Here is a 19,097-nt window from a genome sequence, read left to right on the forward strand (position 1 = left end):
GACGCACCTGAATCCGGTCAGGCTTCGCCCTCCGGCTCCCGAGAAGCAACCTCCGCCGCCTTCGCAGCCGCGCTCCCCGGACGCTTACGAGCCACCCAGCCCTCGATATTCCGCTGCTGGCCACGGGCCACAGCCAACGAACCGGGCGGCACATCCTTCGTAATCACCGAGCCCGCCGCCGTGTACGCGCCGTCCCCGACCGTGACAGGCGCCACAAACATGTTGTCCGAACCCGTACGACAGTGAGAACCCACCGTCGTGTGGTGCTTGTCCTGCCCGTCATAGTTCACAAACACGCTCGCGGCACCGATGTTCGAGTACTCACCGATCGTCGCATCCCCCACATACGACAGATGCGGCACCTTCGTACCCTCACCGATCGACGCGTTCTTCGTCTCCACATACGTCCCCACCTTGGCCTTCAGACCAAGCCGCGTCCCCGGACGCAAATACGCATACGGCCCCACACTCGCCTGCGGACCCACCTCGGCGCCATCCGCCACCGTGTTGTCCACCCGGGCACCCGCACCCACCCGCGTATCCCGCAACCGCGAATTGGGCCCCACCTCCGCACCCGCACCCAGATGCGAACGCCCCTCCAACTGCGTCCCCGGATGCACGACCGCGTCCTGCTCGAACGTCACCGACACATCCACCCACGTCGACGCCGGATCAACCACCGTCACACCCGCCAGCATCGCCCGCTCCAGCAACCGGTCATTCAGAATCCGGCGCGCCTCGGCCAACTGCACACGGTTGTTGATCCCCGCGATCTCCCGGTGATCCGCCGCCACCGACGCCCCGACCCGATGCCCCGCCTCCCGCAGAATCCCGAGCACATCAGTCAGGTACTCCTCACCCTGACTGTTGTCCGTACGCACCTTGCCCAGCGCATCCGCCAGCAACTGCCCGTCGAACGCGAACACCCCGGAGTTGATCTCCCGGATCGCGCGCTGCGACACACTCGCGTCCTTGTGCTCGACGATCGCCGTCACCGCGCCGCTGGCCTCGTCCCGCACGATCCGGCCGTAGCCCGTCGCGTCCGGAACCTCGGCGGTCAGCACCGTGACCGCGTTGCCGTCCTCGCTGTGCGTGGCCGCCAGCCGCGTGAGGGTCTCCCCCCGCAGCAGCGGAGTGTCCCCGCACACCACGACGACGGTCCCCTCGACCCGGCCGCCCAACTCCTCCAGGCCCATGCGCACGGCGTGCCCGGTCCCGTTCTGCTCGGCCTGCACGGCCGTACGGACATCCGGATCGATCCCGCCGAGATGCTCAGTGACCTTCTCGCGGGCGTGACCCACGACGACGACCAGATTCCGGGGCTCCAACTCGCGCGCGGCGGCGAGTACATGACCCACCAGCGAGCGACCGCAGAGTTCGTGCAGGACCTTCGGTGTGGCCGACTTCATACGGGTGCCCTCACCCGCTGCGAGGACGACGACGGCTGCCGGGCGGTTGGCGCTCACGGGATGCCCTTCGGCTACTGATGGCGGGGTGGACATCCGCAGGATACCGGGGCGTATCAGGGGGGACATGAGAGCGGGCCCTGACTTGACTGTCAGGGCCCGCTCGCGCACAGCTCCCGGGGAAGGAATCGAACCCTCATTCAATGGACCAAAACCATTTGTCCTGCCATTAGACGACCCGGGATGGTCTACGCGTTATGTCCGATTCCGCTGATCGGCTTCGCGCGCGGACAACACTATGCCGTACCAAGCGCCTTCGATGCGACGGTAGAGGTCGGCGCTCTGGCGGACATTGACCGCCAGGCACCCGTGATAGGCCGCGCCCACGTTCTTGCGGACCGTCTTGGGATTGTGCTTTTTGAGCGTCGTCTTGTAGAAGGCGGAGGGTTCGGCTTCGACGAGGTTCGCCCAGTACTGTTCGGCGCCCGCGACGTCGGCGTTCTCGTGGATCATGACGGAGTAGCGGAGGCGGTCCCGCTCCACTCCGAGCAGGTCGAGCCAGCGCAGGAAGACCTCGATCATGCCGGGGTCGCTGTTGACGAAGGTGACCTTCTCGCGACGGTCGTACGACTTGTCCTTGGCGCCTTCGGCCCAGTACAGGCCGACCCCCAGGAGGAACAGCTCGCGGTCGGACAGGTCGCCGATCTCCGCGGCGGCGGCGGCTTTCGCACGCTGCCGCTCCTCGTCCCGTACTGCCAGTTCGTGCTCCCACCGCTTCCGTCCGGCAAGTCTCGCCTGCTCGGACGGATCCCGTCGCTCCGGCTTGGGCAGGTCCCGGACCCACAGGGAGATCGAGCCCTTCGAGCAGCCCAGTTCCAGCTGGATCCGGTCGTAGGTCCAGCCCTGGAGCCGCAGCTCGCGGGCCCGGTCGCGGAGGTCGTCCTTCGCGTTGGGGCGCTTCGTCCACTCCGGGGCCGGTTCGCCGTCGAGGAGGCGGTTGAGGATGTCGTTGTTGTCGACCTGGAGCCGGTCGCGGATCTGGCGCCGGCTGAGCCCCGCCCGTCGTAATGCCACCGCCCGTTCCCGTAGTCCTTCGAAGTCGGCGTATTTGCTGGGTGCGTGTGCCATAGGCATACCCTCGCGGCGGAATGGGGGCGTCCGGGTTCGAACGGTGAGCGAATCAGCAGTTCGAGGGATACCGGCAGGTTTCGCTTCTGTTCGATTACGGAGTGTGGTGTAGGCCAGTCCCCGAAACTCACCGGAAAACGGGCGGCCGGCGCCCGTAGGCTGGAGGCATGACCACGACGGGGGAAGACCACACCGCGGCCGGGAGAGGGCCGTGGTGGTGGGCGAGGTGGCGCAGTGCGGTGCTGGACGCGTGTCTGGCGCTGGCGTCGGCGATCGAGTGCGCGGCGGAGGGTTTTCCGTTCGCGCGGGACGCGGGTGTGCCGGTCGCGGCGGGGATGGTGTTCGGGCTTGTCGCCGGTTCCGTGCTGGTGTTGCGGCGGAAGTGGCCGATCGCGGTCGTGCTGGTGTCGATCGCCATCACGCCGGCCCAGATGGGTTTTCTGATGGGGGTTGTCGGGCTCTATACGCTCGCGGCGTCCGAGCTGCCGCGGCGGATCATCGGGGCGCTGGCGGGGATGTCCCTGGTGGGGACGCTGATCGTGACGTTCGTGCGGGCGCATCAGGATGTGGTGCGCGGCGATCTGACGATAGGTGACTGGTTCGTTCCGTTTCTTTCCATCACGACGTCGCTGGGGATGACGGCTCCTCCGGTGCTGCTGGGTCTGTATGTGGGGGCGCGGCGTCGGCTGATGGAGAGTCTGCGGGAGCGGGCGGATTCGCTGGAGCGGGAGTTGCAGTTGCTCGCGGAGCGTGCGGAGGAGCGCGCGGAGTGGGCGCGTAATGAGGAGCGGACGCGGATCGCGCGTGAGATGCATGACGTGGTGGCGCATCGGGTGAGTCTGATGGTGGTGCATGCGGCGGCTCTGCAGGCGGTGGCGCGGAAGGATCCCGAGAAGGCGGTGCGGAACGCGGCGCTGGTGGGGGACATGGGCCGGCAGGCGTTGACGGAGCTGCGCGAGATGCTGGGTGTGCTGCGTACGGGCGAGGCGGCGCGGGTGGGGGCGAGTTCGGTGGTGCCGTTGGCGGCGGTGGGGGTGGCTGCGGCGGTGGCGGCGTCGCGGGTGGTGGACGAGGTGGGGGACGGCCCGTCTCTGGCGGAGCTGGAGGAGTTGGTGGGGCAGTCGGCGGCCGCGGGGATGGTTGTGGATCTGTCGGTGGAGGGTGAGGTGCGTGTGTATGCGGCGGAGGTGGAGCAGACGGCGTACCGGGTGGTGCAGGAGGCGTTGACGAACGTGCACAAGCATGCGGTGGGTGCGAAGACGTATGTCCGGCTTGCGCATCGGTCGTCGGAGATCGCGATGCAGGTGGAGAACGAGCCGCCGCCGGAGCCGGGTTCGGCGTCGTCGGCGGGTCTGCCGAGCGGTGGGAACGGGCTGCTGGGGATGAAGGAGCGGGTGACGGCGCTGGGGGGCGTGTTCGTGTCCGGTCCGACGGATGCGGGGGGTTTCCGGGTGTCGGCGGTGCTGCCGGCGGCGGGTGGCTGAGGGTTCTCCGGCTGCTGGGGGCGGCGTGGCTGGGGTATCGCCTGGGTTTTTCCCAGGGGCGCGCGCCGGGTGTCGGGGTGGGGGTGTGGTGCTCGCCGGGGCGCGGCGGGCATGTGGGGTCCGGGGGTGTGGTGCTCGCCGGGGCGCGGCGGGCGAGTGGGGTCCGGGGGTGTGGTGCCCGCCGCGGTGCGGCGGGCTGGTCGCCCGGGGGTTTATGCGGCGGTGAGGCGTACGGGTTCGATGCCTGACAGCAGGGTGGTGAGGCCTTGGTCGATGTCGGGGCCGAGGTACCAGTCGCCGGTGTGGTCGAGGGTGTAGACGCGGCCTTCGGTGTCGATGGCGAGGGCGGCGCGGGTGTCGGTTTCCTCGCCGAGGGGGCAGACCTCGGTGTCGAGGGCGCGGCCGAGGTCGCCGAGGGTGCGGGCCATGTGGAGGCCGTGCAGGGGGTCGAGGTGCAGGGCGACGGGGGCGATGCGGCGGCCGGGGCCTTGTGCGGTGAGGAGGAGGCCGCCGAATTCGGCCCAGGCTTCCACGGCTGCGGGGAACACGGTGTGCCGGTGTCCGGCGGGGGAAACGTGTCCGCGCAGGGTGTCGGCCCAGTATTCGGCTTGTTTTATGTCCCAGCGTCCAGGCTGCCATCCGGCGGCGCGCAGTGCGGCGTCCACGGGGACGGAGAAGCGTGTGGTGGAGGTGCGGTCGGCGTGCATCTGCCCTTCGTTCGTCGAGTGCCGTGGGCCGGTGTGGCCGCCGTGGTGTGTGCGCGGGGGTGGGGGGGGTGTGTCCCTGCGTGGGGGCGGTGCCGGTGATGTGTCGTGTGCTGTGGGGGAGTTCAGTCGTCCTGGGCGCCGGGGTCGACGATGCGTACGCCGAAGTGGTCGCTGAGTGCGGTGCAGGAGTGGCAGGGCGCGGCGAAGCTGCCGTGCAGGGGGTCGCCGTCCTCGCGGATGCGGCGGGTGGTGAGTTTGGCCTGCTTGAGTGCTTTGCGGGCTTCGCCGTTGGTCATCGGTTTGCGTGCGGCGCGTTTGCTGCGGGCGGCGTCGACGGAGGCGATGTGGCGGGAGATGAGGATGGCTTCGGCGCAGCGGCCGGTGAAGCGGTCGCGCTGGGCGGTGCCGAGGGTGTCCAGGTAGTCCTGGACGAGGGGGTGGAGTGCGGGGGGCTGGTCGCCGCGGGCGGCGGTGCCGGTGAGGGTGGCGCCGCGTACGGAGAGGGCGGCGGCGACGGTGGGGAGTATGCCGTCGCGGCGGTGGAGGAGGTCGGGGGCCTCGGGTGTGCCGGTGCTGCTCCAGCCGACGCGTGGGTCCCCGGACGTGCTCGTCTGTGTCGCGTTCATGGTTGTCATCCCCTCCCAACCCGCGGTGGCGGCTACTGATGTGACCGTCCCCCGGTGCGGAGAGACAGACTGCCAAACGCCGTGGCGGGTGGGGAAGCTGGGGCGGCGCGACACGCCCGGTCTTCGGCGCACGGTCACTGCGGGGTGACGGCAGGTCACGGAACTGGAGGCCCGGTGACCGGTGTCGTCGTACCGCATAGGCTGTCGACATCCGCGATCCATACCGCCATACAGAACGCCGCAGGGGGCAACCGCCATGACGACAGGTCGGCTCGGGCAGCAAGCCGCGCCGCCGAATGCGGCTTACGCCGGGCAGGTCGTGCATTTCCCGGATCCGGTCCGGGCCGCCCGTCACCCTAGGGGTGTGCGGATCGATGAGCACGGGTTTCCCGACTTTTCGCCGTATGCGCGTGCAGCCGCGGAGATCGCGGAGCCTCCGGAGGGTTTCGGGGTCGACGAGTTGCGGCTGACGGACTATGTGTCCGCGAATGCCGCGCTCGCTGCCACGGGGCATGACCTGTGGGACACGATTCCGCCGGTGGCGACGCCGCACGGGTGGACGTGGCATCACGTGCCGGGTTCGCGGCGGCTGGAGTTGGTTCCGGTCGAGGTGAAGGCGTTGTTGCGTCATCACGGTGGTCTCGCCACGGCGGCCGTCGACCAGGACAAGCGGGGCACGCGGCCGCTTCAGGAGACGCGTCCGGCGCATTTCGGGCTGCCGAAGGCGTCGGTGGCGGTGACCGAGCAGCAGGTGCTCGGTGTGGAGGAGGACTTGGGGTACCGGCTTCCGGGTGCCTATCGGTCTTTCCTGAAGGCGGCGGGTGGTTGTGCGCCGGTGGGTGCCGCGCTCGACGCGGAGCTGGGTCTGCTGGTGGACCAGCCGCTGTTCACGGTGCGGGACGAGGCTGCGGTCAATGACCTCGTGTACATCAACAAGTGTCTGCGCGACCATCTGACCAAGGACTATCTGTGTGTCGGGTTCGTGCAGGGCGGTCTGCTGGCCGTGAAGGTGAAGGGCGACCGGATCGGGTCGGTCTGGTTCTGTGCGTACGACGATGCCCGTGACCAGGACGCGTGGCCGCCGGCCGAGCGGGTGCAGCGATTGTTGCTGCCGTGCGGTGATGACTTCGACCAGTTCCTGTCCCGGCTCGCGGGTAATCCGCCGGAGCTGGAGACCGTGGCGAACCTGATGGTGGACGGTGGCTTCGCGCACGCCGTGGCCGTCTCTTCGGTGGGGGAGTGAACGTCCGATGGTGACCTTCGCGCAGGCGCAGGAGCGCGCGGAAGAGTGGATCAACGGGGATGTGGCCTCGTATCAGCATCGTGAGGTGCGGGTGCGGGAGTTCGATCTCGGGTTCGTGGTCTGGGCGGAGGACCGTGCCGAGGGTCCGCGTTCGGACGGTGGTGCGCAGCGGCTCGTGATCGCGCGGGACAGTGGCGAGGCGACGCTGTGGCCGGGTCTGCCGGTGGGTGAGGTGATCCGCCGGTACGAGGAGGAGTACGGGGCGCCGGACGCGGCCGCGGAGCCTGCGCCGGCGCCTGCGGCACGGGTGGATCTGAATCAGACGTCGTTCCTGTTGAGCCCGCCGGAGTGGCTCCAGGAGGCGGCGGACAAGCTGGGTATTCCTGATCGTCGTGCGGGTGCGTCGGACGGGGCCGGGAGGTCTCATGGGGCCGGCGTGGGTGCCGGGTCCAACGGGGCTTCCGCGGGTGGCGGTTCGGGGGCCGGTGCGCCGGGTGCGTTCCGTGATGCGGGGGCGCGCGACGGTGTTGGTGCGCCTGCGGATTCCGGTGTGCGCGGGGGTGCTGCTGCGGGTGTGGATTCGGGGGCGCGCGGTGAGGCCGGTGCGCCTGCGGATTCGGGCGTGCGCGGTGATGCGGGGGCGCACGGTGTGCCGTCCGCGCCGGGGGCGCACGCTGCGTCTTCGGGAGCGGGCGTGAGCGCCGCGTCCGCGGGTGCCGGCGCGACCGGCGGGTCTTCCGGCGCGGGGGTGCCCGTGGGGTCCTCCGGCGCCGGCGCGCCCGCCGCTCCCGGCGGTGCCACGCCGTGGCCTGCCGCCGCCGGCGAGGCCGACGATGTGCAGGACGCGCCGCCTCAGGACGCGGCTCCGCGGGACCGGGTGCCGTCGGCCGCACCTCCTCCCGGGGCGACGCCCTGGGCGGGGACCGACACCAACGCCGAGGCGGGCGAGGACCGTTCCGTGCCGCTGCCGGCGACCGTGTTCGCGCCGCAGCTGCCCGACCTCGGCGACGAGCCCACGCCGCCGCCCGGGGTGACCCCGGACGCGAAGACCGCCCTGATCTCGGGCGGCAGCCAACTTCCGCGTACGGCGCTGGCGCCCGCGCTGGACGACCCCGACGCCTCGGCTCCGTCCGGTTCCCCGCAGGGTCCTGGCGCGGAGGGTCCTGGCGCGCAGGGCGCGGGCGCTCAGCCGCCGGCTCCCGGTCCGCAGGGCACGCCTGCGCCGGGCGGCCCGACGTACGGCTATCCGCCGAGTGCGGCGGGGACCCCGCAGGCGCCGGGTGCTCCCGGTACGCCTCCGGCCGGTGCGTCCTCCTACGGCTACCCGCAGGGTCCGGGCGCGGCGCCTGGAACTCCGCCTCCCGGGGCGCCCGTTCCCGGTGGTCCGCAGGGCACGCCTCCGCCGGGTGACCCGTCCTACGGACACCCGCACGCTCCCGGCGCTCCCGGTGCGCCGCAGTCGTCCGCCGGTTCGGCCGCTCCCGGGCGTCCGCTGCCGCCGAACGCCGGTGACATCGCGGACGCCGCGACGAGCAAGGCGCAGCGGCCTCCGCGGGGCGCGCGAGGCAGTGGTGCGGGCGCGCCGCCTCCGCCGAGCGCCCCCGGGGTGCCGGGTGCGCGTCCTGGCAGTACGCCGCCGCCGTCCGGGCCCGGTGCTCCGGGCACGCCGGCGGGTGGTTACGTGCCGACGCAACTCGTGTCGCAGCTCGGCCCGGACGGGCCCGAGGGACTCGCGGGGCCGGGTGCGCCTGGCGCGCCCGCGGCTCCCGGCGCCCCCGGGGGCGCTCCCGGTCAGCCGGGCGCCCCGGGTGTGCCGTCCGCGCCGGGCGCGCAGGCGCCTCCGGGCGCCCCCAATCCGCCTGGCAGTACGCCTCCGGGCGGCGTCCACCATGCCGCGACCATGCTGGCCGGTCCCGCAGTCGGCGGTCCCGGCGCTCCCCTGCCGCCGGGTCCGCCCGGCGCACCGGGTCAGCCGGGCGCCCCGGGTGTGCCGTCCGCGCCGGGCGCGCAGGCGCCTCCGGGCGCCCCCAATCCGCCTGGCAGTACGCCTCCGGGCGGTGCCCACTACGCCGCGACCATGCTGGCCGGCCCCGCAGTCGGCGGTCCCGGCGCTCCACAACCGCCGGGCGCACCCGGCGCACTCCGGCCCCCGGGCGCCCCTGGTGCACCCGGAGCGCCCGGCGCACCAGGCGCCCCGGGCGCCCCCGTGCACCATGCCGCGACCATGCTGGCCGGCCCCCCGGTCGGCGGCCCCGGCGTACCCCCACCGCCGCAAGCCCCCGGCATGCCCCCGGCCGCGCCTCAGCCGATGCCGGGGCAGCCGATGCCCCCGCAGCCCATGCCGGGGCAGCCGATGGGCGGGCAGCCCATGCCTGGTCAGCCGATGCCGGGACAGCCCATGCCCGGGCAGCCGATGCCGGGGCAGCAGCCTCCGGCGTACGGCTACCCGCAGGGTGGGCAGCCGACGGTGGGGCCCGGTTATCAGGCCGTGCTGCGTTTTCGGGCGCAGGACGGTTCCGAGCAGCAGCTGATCCGGCGTTCGGCGCCGGGCACCCCGCACCCGGAGTGGCAGATCCTGCACGAGCTGCGGGCGATGAACGTGCCGCCGCAGCAGGTGCTGGAGCTGCACACGGAGCTGGAGTCGTGCGAGCTGCCGGGCGCGTACTGCGCGCGGATGATCCGGGAGACCTGGCCGCAGGCGCGGATCACCAGCATCGCCCCGTACGGCACGGACCATGCGAGCCGTCAGCAGGGGATGCACCAGCTCATCGCGCACCAGGGTGAGTTGCACCAGGTCGCGGACGGTCCGGCCCGGCTCGCGCCGGCGCGGGCGCCGATCCCGCCGGTGCAGCCCGCGCCGCCGATCCCGCCGGAGGGTGTCGCGCAGGAGCTGGCGGCGGCGTTCGGGCCGGGGGTCTTCCACTTCGACCAGGCGGCGGTCTCCCGGCAGGGCGTACCGCCGATCGTGGCGCACACGCTGGTCGTGGCCGGGCTCCCGGTGGACATGGGCCCGTTCTTCTGGGCGCAGGCGCAGCCCGGCCGCCCCGTGCCGACACTCGCGGAACTGGCGCAGGAGCGAGGGGTGCAGCCGGCGTCGGACGCGGGCTCGTACCTCGTCATGGGCAGCGACTTCGGCAAGGCGATCTGTGTGCAGTACGGCACGGCGAACATCGTGGCCGTGCCTGTGGAGGCCGGTCCGCGCGGCACTCCGGTGCCGCCGCAGTTCGTGAACACGGGGCTGCCCGAGTTCGCGCGGTGTCTCGCGCTGCTCGGCCGGATGTGGCGGCTGCGGTTCGGGCTCAACCAGGAGCAGGCGGGCCGTTGGACCGTCGACTTCCAGGCGCAGCTCGCCTCGCTCGACCCGGCGGCCCTGGGCTCCCCGGAGAGCTGGTGGTCGGTCCTGCTGGAGCAGATGTGGGACGGCCTGCTGTGACGTCGCGGCGCTGAGCGTCGGCGGACCGCACGCAAGGGGCGGACCCGGTTATATGACCGGGCCCGCCCCTTTTCTTATGCAACTCGACCGCAATGGATGGGCGGAGTGTCGCGTTATGAACACTTCTGTGTGATCCATCAAGATGTGCGCGAAATCGTTCGTCATTTCGTGTGTGTCCGGCGGAGAGGGGTTCCAGGATGAACAGCGCATCGATGTCGCCGCACGACTTCGTGGCCGTACGGCGGGGTTACCGTCCCGAGCAGGTCGACGCGTACGCCGAGGCGCTCTCCCAGGACCGTGACGCCGCCTGGGAACGCGCAGCCCGGCTGACCGTGCTGGCCAGGGAGATGGAGGCCGACGCGGAGCGGCTGCGCGAGGCCGTCGCCCAGCTCGCCCCGCAGTCGTACGAGACCCTCGGTGAGAGCGCCCGGCACCTGTTCGCGCTCGCCCAGGAGGAGGCCGACGGCGTACGGGAGAACGCTCGCCGGGAGGCGCAGCGGATCGTCGGCGAGGCCGAGGAGGCGGGCCGGCGCCTGCGGGACGAGGCCCAGGCGTACGCCGACGAAGTGCTCGGCGAGGCCGACGAACGCGCCAGGCACCGGCTGCTCGCCGCCCGCGCCGAGGCCGATGACCTGCGTATCTCCGCCCGCCGCGGGGTGAAGGAGGGGCGCGGCGAGGCGCTGGCCGCGCTGCGCGAGACGCGGCAGCGCGCGGAGGTGCTCCTCGCCGATCAGGAGAAGGAGCACGCCGAGCGCTGGGAGGAGGCCGAGCGTGCGGCCGCCGAGCGGGCGGCGGCGCTCGACGCGGACCACGAGGAGCGGGAGGGGCGCGCCGAGGCCGCCCTCGCCGAGGCCGAACGCGCTCTGGCCGAGGCCGAGGAGTCGACCGGGCAGTCCCAGCGGGACGCCGAGGCGCGCGCCGCCGAACTCCTCGCCGAGGCCCGGATCCGCGAGGACCGCATCGCCCGCGACACCGAGCGCGTACTGCGGGAGCACGGCGAGGAGTGGGACGACGTACGCGCCCAGATGGACCACGTACGCGACAGCCTCATGACCCTGACGGGCCGGGCGCCGGCGGAGTGACGCCCGCGGCGGGCGCCCACCGTCGGGTGACGGCTTGGGCCGGCCGGGTGCCCGCCGAACGAGTCCTCGACGGCGACCGGGACGAGGGCTACGGGGTACATCCCCGCCCCGCCCGCGCCCTGTCAGCGAGGCCGCCCGCCCCCGCCTCATCAGCGAGGCAGCGCCCCCGCCTCATCAGCGAGGCCCCGCCCCCGCTCCGTCAGCGAGGCCGCCCCGCCTCGGCCCGGCGTACGGCGCCCGCGAGGATCCAGCCCTCCACTGCCTCGTACTGGCGTCGCTGTTCCTCCGACTTGCGGCGGCCGGAGGCCACGGTGCCGAGCCAGCCGTAGGCGAAGCCCAGGGGGATGGAGACGATGCCGGTGGTGGTGAAGGGGAACCAGTTGAAGTCGGCCTCGGGGAAGGCGGATACGGGGGAGCCGGAGACCAGGTTGGTGCCGGTCATCAGGACCAGGACCGTGAGCGTGCCGCCGATGAGGGTGCACAGCAGGCCCGCCCGGGTGTAGCGGCGCCAGAAGAGGCTGTAGACCAGCGCGGGCGCTATCGCGGAGGCGCCCAGGCAGAACGACAGCGTGACCAGCGGTTGCAGGCTGTGGTGCTGGACGAGGGTGGCGAGCAGGATCGCCGGTACGCCGACCGCGAGTGCCGATACCCGGGCCAGGGTCATCTCGCGGCGCGGTGACATCTCCTGGACGCGCGCGGCGAACACGTCGTGGGCGAGGGAGTTGGCGCAGGCCAGGATCATTCCGGCGACCGAGGCGAGCACCGTCAGGAAGATGGCCGTGGTGACCGTCGTGAACAGCAGGGTCTCGGCGGTGGAGACGTCGGGCCCGAACGCGGCCCGGGAGCCGAGCAGATAGGCCGTGTTGCCCTGGGGGTCGGCGGCGGCGATCGTCTCGCGGCCGATCAGCGCCGTCGCGCCGAAACCGACGACCGACAGGACCAGGACGAACAGGGCGACGGCGGGCACCGCCCAGGACATCGAACGGCGCACCTGCCGGGCGCTGTTCGCGGTGTACATGCGCATGGTGATGTGCGGCAGACACGCGCCGCCGAGTACCACGGTCAGCTCCGAACTGATCATGTCCAGGCGGGGGTTGGGGCCGCCGGAGAACTGCAGTCCCGACCGCAGGAAGGCCGGTCCGACACCGCTGCCCTTCGCGGCGGCGTCGAGCAGGGCGCCCGGATTCCAGTCGAAGCGGTTCATGATGAGGACGGCGACCACGGCACCCGAGCCGAGCAGCATCACGATCTTCATGATCTGGATGAGAGCGGTGCCCTTCATCCCGCCGATCGCCGCGTAGCTGATCATCAGGGCGCCGAGCCCGATGACGCAGCCGGTCTTCAGTGAGTCACCGGAGAAGCCGAGGATGAAGGCCATGAGATCGCCCGTGCCGGCGAGCTGGACGAGCATCAGCGGCAGCAGCGCGGCGATGGTCGCGCCGCACGCGGTCATCCGGACCGCACGCCCCGGCATCCGTCGCGCGAGGGCGTCCCCCATGGTGAACCGGCCCGCGTTGCGCAGGGGTTCGGCCAGCAGGAACATCAGCAGCATCAGGGACAGCGCGGTGCTCAGGGCGAGGACGACACCGTCGTACCCGGCGAGCGCGATGATGCCGCTGGCGCCGAGCACGGTGGCGGCGGAGATGTAGTCCCCGGCGATGGCGAGGCCGTTGCGCAGGGGGGAGAGCGAGCTGTACCCCGTGTAGAACTCGTCGAGGTCGTCGCGGTCGGGGCCGGTCATCACGCACAGCAGCAGCGTGATGGTGGCGACGGCAGTGAAGGCCACCAGGGACATGGCCTGGGCGGAACTGCTGAACCCGGTCATCGCGCGGCCTCCCGCTTCGCGTCCAGCTCGGACTGTTTGCGGATCCGGTCGGCGATCGGGTCGACGCGCCGGTGCGCCGTGTGCTCGTACAGCCAGATCGCCAGGCAGGTGACGGGCACTTGGAGCAGGCCGAGCAGCAGCCCGGTGGACAGTCCGCCGGAGACGGTGCTGGTCATCAGGGACGGCGCGAACGCGGAGAGGAGGAGGAAGAGGGTGAAGTAGCCGAGCGCCGTGAAGGTGGCCACGCGCCGCTGCCAGCGGTACGCGCTGCGCAGGACACGGATGTCGCTGTGCTGCCCGAGGGCCTGGTGGCGCGGCCTGCGCCGGTGGCCGGGCTCGGGGACCGGCGGCTGCCAGGGGTAAGTGGCGTATTGCGGGGACGAGTTGGGCGGGGACTGCTGGTGGCGCGGCTGGTACTGGGGCGGTTGGTACTCGGGGGACGAGAACGCGTCTGGCATCCCGTATCTCCTTGCGCGGCTCGGGTCCGGGGGCGGACCGCAGGGAGCTGGGCGGTGAGCGAGGCACGCTACGCGTTGCCGGCGCGGGCGCGAAGCCCTTTCACCAAACTGATCGGTCGGTACGCGCTTGCTGCGGTGACCTGCGGTGTTACCCGCGTTTACCCCTCTGTGGCTGTGCGTCTGCTGTGTTTCGGTTGTGACTGGGGCGTGAGGAGGGCCTCACCGAACTTCCTTGGTGAACCCAGGGACCCGTCAGGCGGGCGTGCCGTTCACTCCCCGGGGGTGTCGAGCACCGGGAAGCGGCGCGGGGCCAGCAACAGCAGGACCAGGAAGGCGAGTCCGGCCGCGCAGGCCGCGCCGAAGTAGACCCAGTGGACGGCCGCCGCGACCGCGCGGCGCAGTTCCTCGCCCGGGGTGCCCGAGTCCAGGGCCTTCGTGACCGAGTCCAGGTCGCCCGCGCCGCCGAGCCGGGAGGCCAGCACCCCGTTGGCGACCGCGCCGAAGAGCGCGGCGCCGATCGTCTGGCCGCTCTGGCGGCAGAAGAGTACGGACGCGGTGGCCGTGCCGCGCTCGGACCAGCCGACGGTCGACTGGACGCCGACGAGCAGGGGGAGTTGGAAGAGACCGAGCGCGCCGCCCAGCAGGAGCATGAGGAGAGTGGGCTGCCAGGCCTCGCCGGGGTACGGGAGGAAGGGGAAGGCGAACAGGATCAGGGTGGCCGTGCCGATGCCGAGCATCGCCGTGTTGCGGAACCCGATCCGCCGGTAGACGTGCTGGCTGAGGGCCGCCGACACCGGCCAGCTCAACGTCCATACGGAGAGCACGAATCCGGCGGTGATCGGGGCGAGGCCGAGCACCGACTGCGCGTACGTCGGGAGGAAGACCGTCGGGGCCACCATCAGCAGGCCCAGCGCGCCCAGCGCCAGGTTCACGGCGGCGATGGTGCGGCGGCGCCAGACCCAGCCGGGGATGATCGGTTCGGCGGCCCGGCGCTCGATGAGGACGAGGGTGGCGATCAGCGCGAGTCCCGTGCCGAACAGGGCCGTTGAGGGTGCCGAGAGCCAGGGCCAGGCCACGCCGCCCTGCACCAGCGCGGTCAGCAGTATGCCGCCGCAGGCGAAGACGGTGAGCGCGCCCGCCCAGTCGATGCGCGGGCGTGCGAGCCTCGCACGCCGGGGCTCGTGGAGGTGGCGGACCAGCAGCCAGAGGGCGACCGCGCCGAGCGGCAGGTTGATGAGGAAGATCCAGCGCCAGTCGGCGTACGCGGCGAGCACCCCGCCGAGCGCCGGGCCCGCGACCGCCGAGGTGGCCCAGACCGTGGACAACCTGGCCTGGATCCTGGGCCGTTGGTCGAGCGGGTAGAGATCGGCGGCGAGGGTCTGGACCGTGCCCTGTAGGGCACCGCCGCCGAGGCCCTGGACGATCCGGAACGCGATCAGCGCGGCCATGTTCCAGGCGCCCGCGCAGAGCAGTGAGCCGAGCAGGAACAGGACCGAGCCAGCTATCAGGACCGGCTTGCGGCCGAAGGTGTCGGAGAGCTTGCCGTAGACGGGCAGGGTGACCGTCACGGCGAGCAGATAGCCGGAGAACAGCCACGAGAAGACGGAGAAACCGCCGAGGTCGCCGACGATCTGCGGGACGGCCGTCGACACGATCGTGGAGTCGAGCGCCGCCAGGCCCATGCACAGCATGAGGGCGGCGACGACGGCACGGCGTGAACGGGGGCTCGGGGAGCGGTCCGTCGCCGCCGCTCGCAGACCGGGTGTCGCGCTGTCCACCGGGTGCCTCCCCCTCAGCCCTGGGGGCTTGATTCTTTCCCCCTGCATCTATCTGCCGCACCACAGCTTCCCACTTGACCCTCACGTCGCGGGAGGGTGGACGCTGAAGGGGCTCGAGGGTGGAGGCGACCCCGAGAAAGGATCCACCGATGGGTGGACAGCCCCTAGGGGTCTCTCCGTACTACGGCCCGGGGAGGGCTCGTACCGACGGAGGACGAGAAGGGCCGGGCCCGTCCTTAACCTGGCTTTATGCCGCTGGGGAGCGGGCCGCGACCGGGCCGGGTCGTACGGACCGCACCTTCGGGGGTGGGGTTTTCCCCAGCAGAAGACTGCGCTGAGCACCAGCGCGCCGGACCCCCTCCCGCGACCAGACTGATCCGCGTACGGCACGTGGATCAGTCGCTGACCGATCCACGTACGGCACAACCGCGAACCATCCGCTGACCGATCCGCGTACGGCACGTGAATCAGTCACTGACCGATCCACGTACGGCACCACCGCGAACCATCCGCGAGCGATCCGCGTACGGCACCACTCTGAACCATCTGCTGACCGACATAGGAGACTTACCGTGACATCGGCTGTGACCATTCCCAGGCACGGGGGCACTGGAGGGCGTACGGCCGTTGCCGCGCGAGCGCGGCAGGTCGTGAAGGCGTACGGGTCCGGGGAGACCCGGGTCGTCGCCCTCGACCACGTCGACGTGGACATCGCGCGGGGCCAGTTCACCGCGATCATGGGCCCCTCGGGGTCCGGCAAGTCCACGCTGATGCACTGCCTCGCCGGGCTCGACACCGTGACGAGCGGGCAGATCCACCTGGACGAGACGGAGATCACCGGCCTCAAGGACAAGAAGCTCACGCGGCTGCGCCGGGACCGGATCGGCTTCATCTTCCAGGCGTTCAACCTGCTGCCGACGCTGAACGCGATAGAGAACATCACGCTGCCGATGGACATCGCCGGGCGCAAGCCGGACAAGGGCTGGCTGAGCCAGGTCGTGGAGACGGTCGGGCTCGCCGACCGGCTCAAGCACCGGCCGACCGAGCTCTCCGGCGGCCAGCAGCAGCGCGTAGCCGTGGCCCGCGCCCTGGCCGCCCGCCCCGAGATCATCTTCGGTGACGAGCCGACCGGAAACCTCGACTCCCGGGCCGGCGCCGAGGTGCTGGGCTTCCTGCGCCGCTCCGTCGACGAGCTCGGCCAGACCATCGTGATCGTCACGCACGACCCGGTGGCCGCCTCGTACTCGGACCGGGTGCTGTATCTCGCGGACGGCCGGATCGTCGACGAGATGTACCAGCCGACGGCCGATCAGGTCCTCGACCGCATGAAGGACTTCGACGCCCGGGGGCGCACGTCATGACCGTCCTGAAGACCTCGATGCGCAACTTCTTCGCGCACAAGGGGCGGATGGCCCTGTCGGCCGTCGCCGTGCTCCTGTCGGTGGCGTTCGTCTGCGGCACCCTGGTGTTCACCGACACCATGAACACGACGTTCGACAAGCTCTTCGCCGCCACCTCCTCCGACGTCACGGTCTCCCCGAAGGCGGCCAAGACCGACGACACCCCGCAGAACGGCAAGCCCGAGTCGATGCCCGCCTCCGTGCTGGCGCAGGCGAAGAAGGCACAGGGCGTCAAGTCCGCCGAGGGCGCGGTCAGTTCGATGAACGTGACCGTCGTCAACAGTGACAACAAGAACATGGGCTCCACCACCGGCGCCCCGACGATCGCCGGCAACTGGACGAAGAACGACCTGCGTTCCATGGAGATCACCCAGGGCCACGCCCCGCGCGGGCCCACCGAGGTGATGGTCGACTCCGACACCGCCGACAAGCACCACCTGAAGATCGGCGACGAACTGCGCACCATCGCCGTCACCGGTGACTTCAAGGCGAGGATCGTCGGTGTCGCCTCCTTCAAGGTGACCAACCCCGGTGCCGCCGTCGTCTACTTCGACACCGCGACCGCGCAGCGCGAACTGATCGGCGAGAGGGGCCGGTTCACCCACATCAACCTCGCGGCCGCCACCGGTGTCAGCGACGCGCGCCTCAAGCAGAACGTCATCGCCTCCCTCGACGGCACCTACAAGGTGCAGACGCAGAAGGAGACCGCGGACGAGAACCGCTCGGGCGTCGGCTCGTTCATGAAGGTCATCAAGTACGCCATGCTCGGTTTCGCCGGGATCGCGTTCCTGGTCGGCATCTTCCTGATCATCAACACCTTCTCGATGCTGGTCGCCCAGCGCACCCGGGAGATCGGCCTGATGCGGGCCATCGGCTCCTCCCGCGGGCAGGTCAACCGCTCGGTCCTGGTCGAGGCGCTGCTGCTCGGCGTGTTCGGATCCGTCCTCGGTGTCGGCGCGGGCGTCGGCCTCGCCGTCGGTCTGATGAAGCTCATGTCGTCGATGGGCATGGAACTGTCGACGGCCGACCTGACCGTGAAGTGGACGACCGCCGTCGCCGGCCTGGCGCTCGGCATCATCGTCACCGTCCTCGCCGCCTACCTCCCCGCCCGCCGCGCGGGCAAGGTCTCTCCCATGGCCGCGCTGCGCGACGCCGGCACCCCGGCGGACGGCAGGGCCGGCCGCGTACGGGGCCTGATCGGGCTGGTCCTCACCGTCGTCGGCGGCGGCGCCCTCTACTGGGCGGGCACCGCGGACAAGGCGGCCGACGGCTCCCGGGTCCTGGGCGCGGGTGTGGTGCTGACCCTCATCGGGTTCGTGATCATCGGCCCGCTGCTCGCGGGCGGTGTGGTCCGGGCGTTCAGCGCCGTACTGCTGCGGGCCTTCGGTCCGGTCGGCCGGCTGGCCGAGCGCAACGCGCTGCGCAACCCGCGGCGCACGGGCGCCACCGGTGCGGCCCTGATGATCGGCCTCGCACTGGTCGCCTGCCTGTCCGTCGTCGGCTCCTCCATGGTGGCCTCGGCGACCGAGGAGCTCGACAAGACGGTCGGCGCGGACTTCATCGTCCAGGGCAATCAGCGCATCGTGCCGCAGGCCGAGAAGGCCATGCAGTCGACGCCCGGCCTGGCCCACGTCACGCGCTACAAGGACGTCGAGGCCAAGCTGACCGCCCCCGACGGGGTCACCGAGGACACCTCGGTGACCGCCGCGGACCCCTCGTACGCCGACGACCTCCGGCGCGAGACGACAGCCGGTGACCTGTCCGCCGCCTACGGCAAGAACGCGATGTCGCTCGGTTCCGACTACGCGACGAAGCATCACGTCAAGGTCGGCGACACGATGACGGTCGCCTTCAAGTACGGGAAGACGGCCGAGCTCAAGGTCGCGGCCATCACGGATGACGACACCTCCATCGACCAGGGCGCGCGTTACCTGAGCCTGGCGACGATGGAGCGGTACGTCCCCGCGGACAAGATCCCGCCGAACGAGATCATGTTCGCCGAGGCCAGGAAGGGCCAGGAGAAGCAGGCCTACGCGGCACTGAAGAAGTCCATGGAGCCGTACCCGCAGTACCAGGTCCGCGACCAGACGGACTTCAAGCAGGAGCTCAAGGACCAGATCGGCCAGCTCCTGAACATGGTCTACGGCCTCCTCGCCCTGGCGATCATCGTGGCGGTCCTCGGTGTGGTGAACACCCTGGCCCTCTCCGTGGTCGAGCGCACCCGCGAGATCGGCCTCATGCGCGCCATCGGCCTCTCCCGCCGCCAGCTCCGCCGCATGATCCGCATGGAGTCCGTCGTCATCGCCCTCTTCGGCGCCCTGCTCGGCCTGGGCCTCGGCATGGGCTGGGGCGCCACCGCCCAGAAGCTCCTCGCCCTGGAGGGCCTCAAGGTCCTCGACATCCCCTGGCCCACCATCATCGGCGTCTTCATCGGCTCGGCCTTCGTAGGCCTCTTCGCCGCCCTCGTCCCGGCCTTCCGCGCCGGCCGCATGAACATCCTGAACGCCATCGCCACCGATTAGCCACC

General features: G+C 71.3%; 13 protein-coding genes and 1 tRNA gene. 6 read left to right on the forward strand and 8 right to left on the reverse strand.

Features of this window, described 5'->3' with window-relative positions:
- Positions 1-17: 17 nt before the first annotated feature.
- The 3 genes from glmU to ACFVYF_RS11485 form a co-directional block, all read right to left on the reverse strand.
- A complete protein-coding gene (glmU, locus tag ACFVYF_RS11475) occupies positions 18-1,466 on the reverse strand; it encodes a bifunctional UDP-N-acetylglucosamine diphosphorylase/glucosamine-1-phosphate N-acetyltransferase GlmU (RefSeq protein WP_389454723.1) in 1,449 nt (482 codons plus the stop codon).
- 113 nt (positions 1,467-1,579) lie between these two features.
- Positions 1,580-1,650: transfer RNA gene (locus ACFVYF_RS11480), tRNA-Gln, on the reverse strand.
- Between the two features lie 11 nt (positions 1,651-1,661).
- On the reverse strand, positions 1,662-2,534 hold the full coding sequence (locus ACFVYF_RS11485) for a hypothetical protein (protein ID WP_389454413.1): 873 nt from the start codon (positions 2,532-2,534) through the stop codon (positions 1,662-1,664).
- A 167-nt stretch (positions 2,535-2,701) separates the two neighbouring features.
- Between ACFVYF_RS11485 and ACFVYF_RS11490 the strand changes: the two genes are divergently transcribed.
- Positions 2,702-4,018, forward strand: coding sequence for a sensor histidine kinase (locus tag ACFVYF_RS11490; protein ID WP_389454417.1), 1,317 nt, complete (start codon positions 2,702-2,704; stop codon positions 4,016-4,018).
- Between the two features lie 212 nt (positions 4,019-4,230).
- Here ACFVYF_RS11490 and ACFVYF_RS11495 read toward each other — a convergent pair whose 3' ends face one another.
- Together ACFVYF_RS11495 and ACFVYF_RS11500 are read right to left on the reverse strand one after the other, a co-directional pair.
- On the reverse strand, positions 4,231-4,725 hold the full coding sequence (locus ACFVYF_RS11495; RefSeq protein WP_389454420.1) for an SUKH-3 domain-containing protein: 495 nt from the start codon (positions 4,723-4,725) through the stop codon (positions 4,231-4,233).
- 122 nt (positions 4,726-4,847) lie between these two features.
- Complete coding sequence (locus tag ACFVYF_RS11500; protein WP_389454422.1) at positions 4,848-5,360, reverse strand: YwqJ-related putative deaminase; 513 nt, start codon at positions 5,358-5,360, stop codon at positions 4,848-4,850.
- Between the two features lie 247 nt (positions 5,361-5,607).
- Here ACFVYF_RS11500 and ACFVYF_RS11505 point away from each other — a divergent pair, with 247 nt between their 5' ends.
- The 3 genes from ACFVYF_RS11505 (at position 5,608) to ACFVYF_RS11515 (ending at position 11,109) form a co-directional block, all read left to right on the forward strand.
- Complete coding sequence (locus ACFVYF_RS11505; RefSeq protein WP_389454425.1) at positions 5,608-6,594, forward strand: SMI1/KNR4 family protein; 987 nt, start codon at positions 5,608-5,610, stop codon at positions 6,592-6,594.
- Between the two features lie 7 nt (positions 6,595-6,601).
- Entirely contained in the window at positions 6,602-10,027 is a 3,426-nt protein-coding gene (locus ACFVYF_RS11510; protein WP_389454428.1) for an SUKH-4 family immunity protein, read from the forward strand.
- A gap of 197 nt (positions 10,028-10,224) precedes the next feature.
- Positions 10,225-11,109 (forward strand): DivIVA domain-containing protein, encoded by an 885-nt coding sequence (locus ACFVYF_RS11515; RefSeq protein ID WP_389454430.1) that lies wholly within the window; start codon positions 10,225-10,227, stop codon positions 11,107-11,109.
- Positions 11,110-11,308: 199 nt separating this feature from the next.
- Here ACFVYF_RS11515 and ACFVYF_RS11520 read toward each other — a convergent pair whose 3' ends face one another.
- The 3 genes from ACFVYF_RS11520 to ACFVYF_RS11530 all read right to left on the reverse strand — a co-directional run bounded on the left by ACFVYF_RS11520 (position 11,309) and on the right by ACFVYF_RS11530 (position 15,218).
- On the reverse strand, positions 11,309-12,934 hold the full coding sequence (locus ACFVYF_RS11520) for a cation acetate symporter (RefSeq protein WP_389454432.1): 1,626 nt from the start codon (positions 12,932-12,934) through the stop codon (positions 11,309-11,311).
- Positions 12,931-13,392, reverse strand: coding sequence for a DUF485 domain-containing protein (locus ACFVYF_RS11525; RefSeq protein ID WP_389454435.1), 462 nt, complete (start codon positions 13,390-13,392; stop codon positions 12,931-12,933). Before ACFVYF_RS11525 ends, ACFVYF_RS11520 begins: the two co-directional genes overlap by 4 nt.
- A 269-nt stretch (positions 13,393-13,661) precedes the next feature.
- Positions 13,662-15,218 carry an MFS transporter gene (locus ACFVYF_RS11530; protein WP_389454437.1) on the reverse strand — a complete coding sequence of 519 codons (1,557 nt, stop codon included), beginning with the start codon at positions 15,216-15,218 and terminating at the stop codon, positions 13,662-13,664.
- Between the two features lie 524 nt (positions 15,219-15,742).
- Between ACFVYF_RS11530 and ACFVYF_RS11535 the strand changes: the two genes are divergently transcribed.
- Complete coding sequence (locus tag ACFVYF_RS11535; RefSeq protein WP_389454440.1) at positions 15,743-16,531, forward strand: ABC transporter ATP-binding protein; 789 nt, start codon at positions 15,743-15,745, stop codon at positions 16,529-16,531.
- The gene (locus ACFVYF_RS11540; RefSeq protein WP_389454443.1) at positions 16,528-19,092 is read left to right on the forward strand and encodes an ABC transporter permease; all 2,565 of its coding nucleotides are present in this window, start codon (positions 16,528-16,530) and stop codon (positions 19,090-19,092) included. The genes ACFVYF_RS11535 and ACFVYF_RS11540 overlap by 4 nt, the downstream gene beginning before the upstream one ends.
- The last annotated feature ends 5 nt before the right edge of the window (positions 19,093-19,097 follow it).

Origin of the sequence: Streptomyces sp. NPDC058274 (assembly GCF_042881375.1) — a bacterium.
Classification (GTDB): Bacteria; Actinomycetota; Actinomycetes; order Streptomycetales; family Streptomycetaceae; genus Streptomyces.

What these genes read in the sequence shown, in the direction of transcription:
- ACFVYF_RS11485 (WP_389454413.1), bottom strand. Translation starts at nt 2,534, where the DNA reads ATGGCACACGCACCCAGCAAATACGCCGACTTCGAAGGACTACGGGAA.
- ACFVYF_RS11490 (WP_389454417.1), top strand. Translation starts at nt 2,702, where the DNA reads ATGACCACGACGGGGGAAGACCACACCGCGGCCGGGAGAGGGCCGTGG.
- ACFVYF_RS11495 (WP_389454420.1), bottom strand. Translation starts at nt 4,725, where the DNA reads ATGCACGCCGACCGCACCTCCACCACACGCTTCTCCGTCCCCGTGGAC.
- ACFVYF_RS11500 (WP_389454422.1), bottom strand. Translation starts at nt 5,360, where the DNA reads ATGACAACCATGAACGCGACACAGACGAGCACGTCCGGGGACCCACGC.
- ACFVYF_RS11505 (WP_389454425.1), top strand. Translation starts at nt 5,608, where the DNA reads ATGACGACAGGTCGGCTCGGGCAGCAAGCCGCGCCGCCGAATGCGGCT.
- ACFVYF_RS11510 (WP_389454428.1), top strand. Translation starts at nt 6,602, where the DNA reads ATGGTGACCTTCGCGCAGGCGCAGGAGCGCGCGGAAGAGTGGATCAAC.
- ACFVYF_RS11515 (WP_389454430.1), top strand. Translation starts at nt 10,225, where the DNA reads ATGAACAGCGCATCGATGTCGCCGCACGACTTCGTGGCCGTACGGCGG.
- ACFVYF_RS11520 (WP_389454432.1), bottom strand. Translation starts at nt 12,934, where the DNA reads ATGACCGGGTTCAGCAGTTCCGCCCAGGCCATGTCCCTGGTGGCCTTC.
- ACFVYF_RS11525 (WP_389454435.1), bottom strand. Translation starts at nt 13,392, where the DNA reads ATGCCAGACGCGTTCTCGTCCCCCGAGTACCAACCGCCCCAGTACCAG.
- ACFVYF_RS11530 (WP_389454437.1), bottom strand. Translation starts at nt 15,218, where the DNA reads ATGCAGGGGGAAAGAATCAAGCCCCCAGGGCTGAGGGGGAGGCACCCG.
- ACFVYF_RS11540 (WP_389454443.1), top strand. Translation starts at nt 16,528, where the DNA reads ATGACCGTCCTGAAGACCTCGATGCGCAACTTCTTCGCGCACAAGGGG.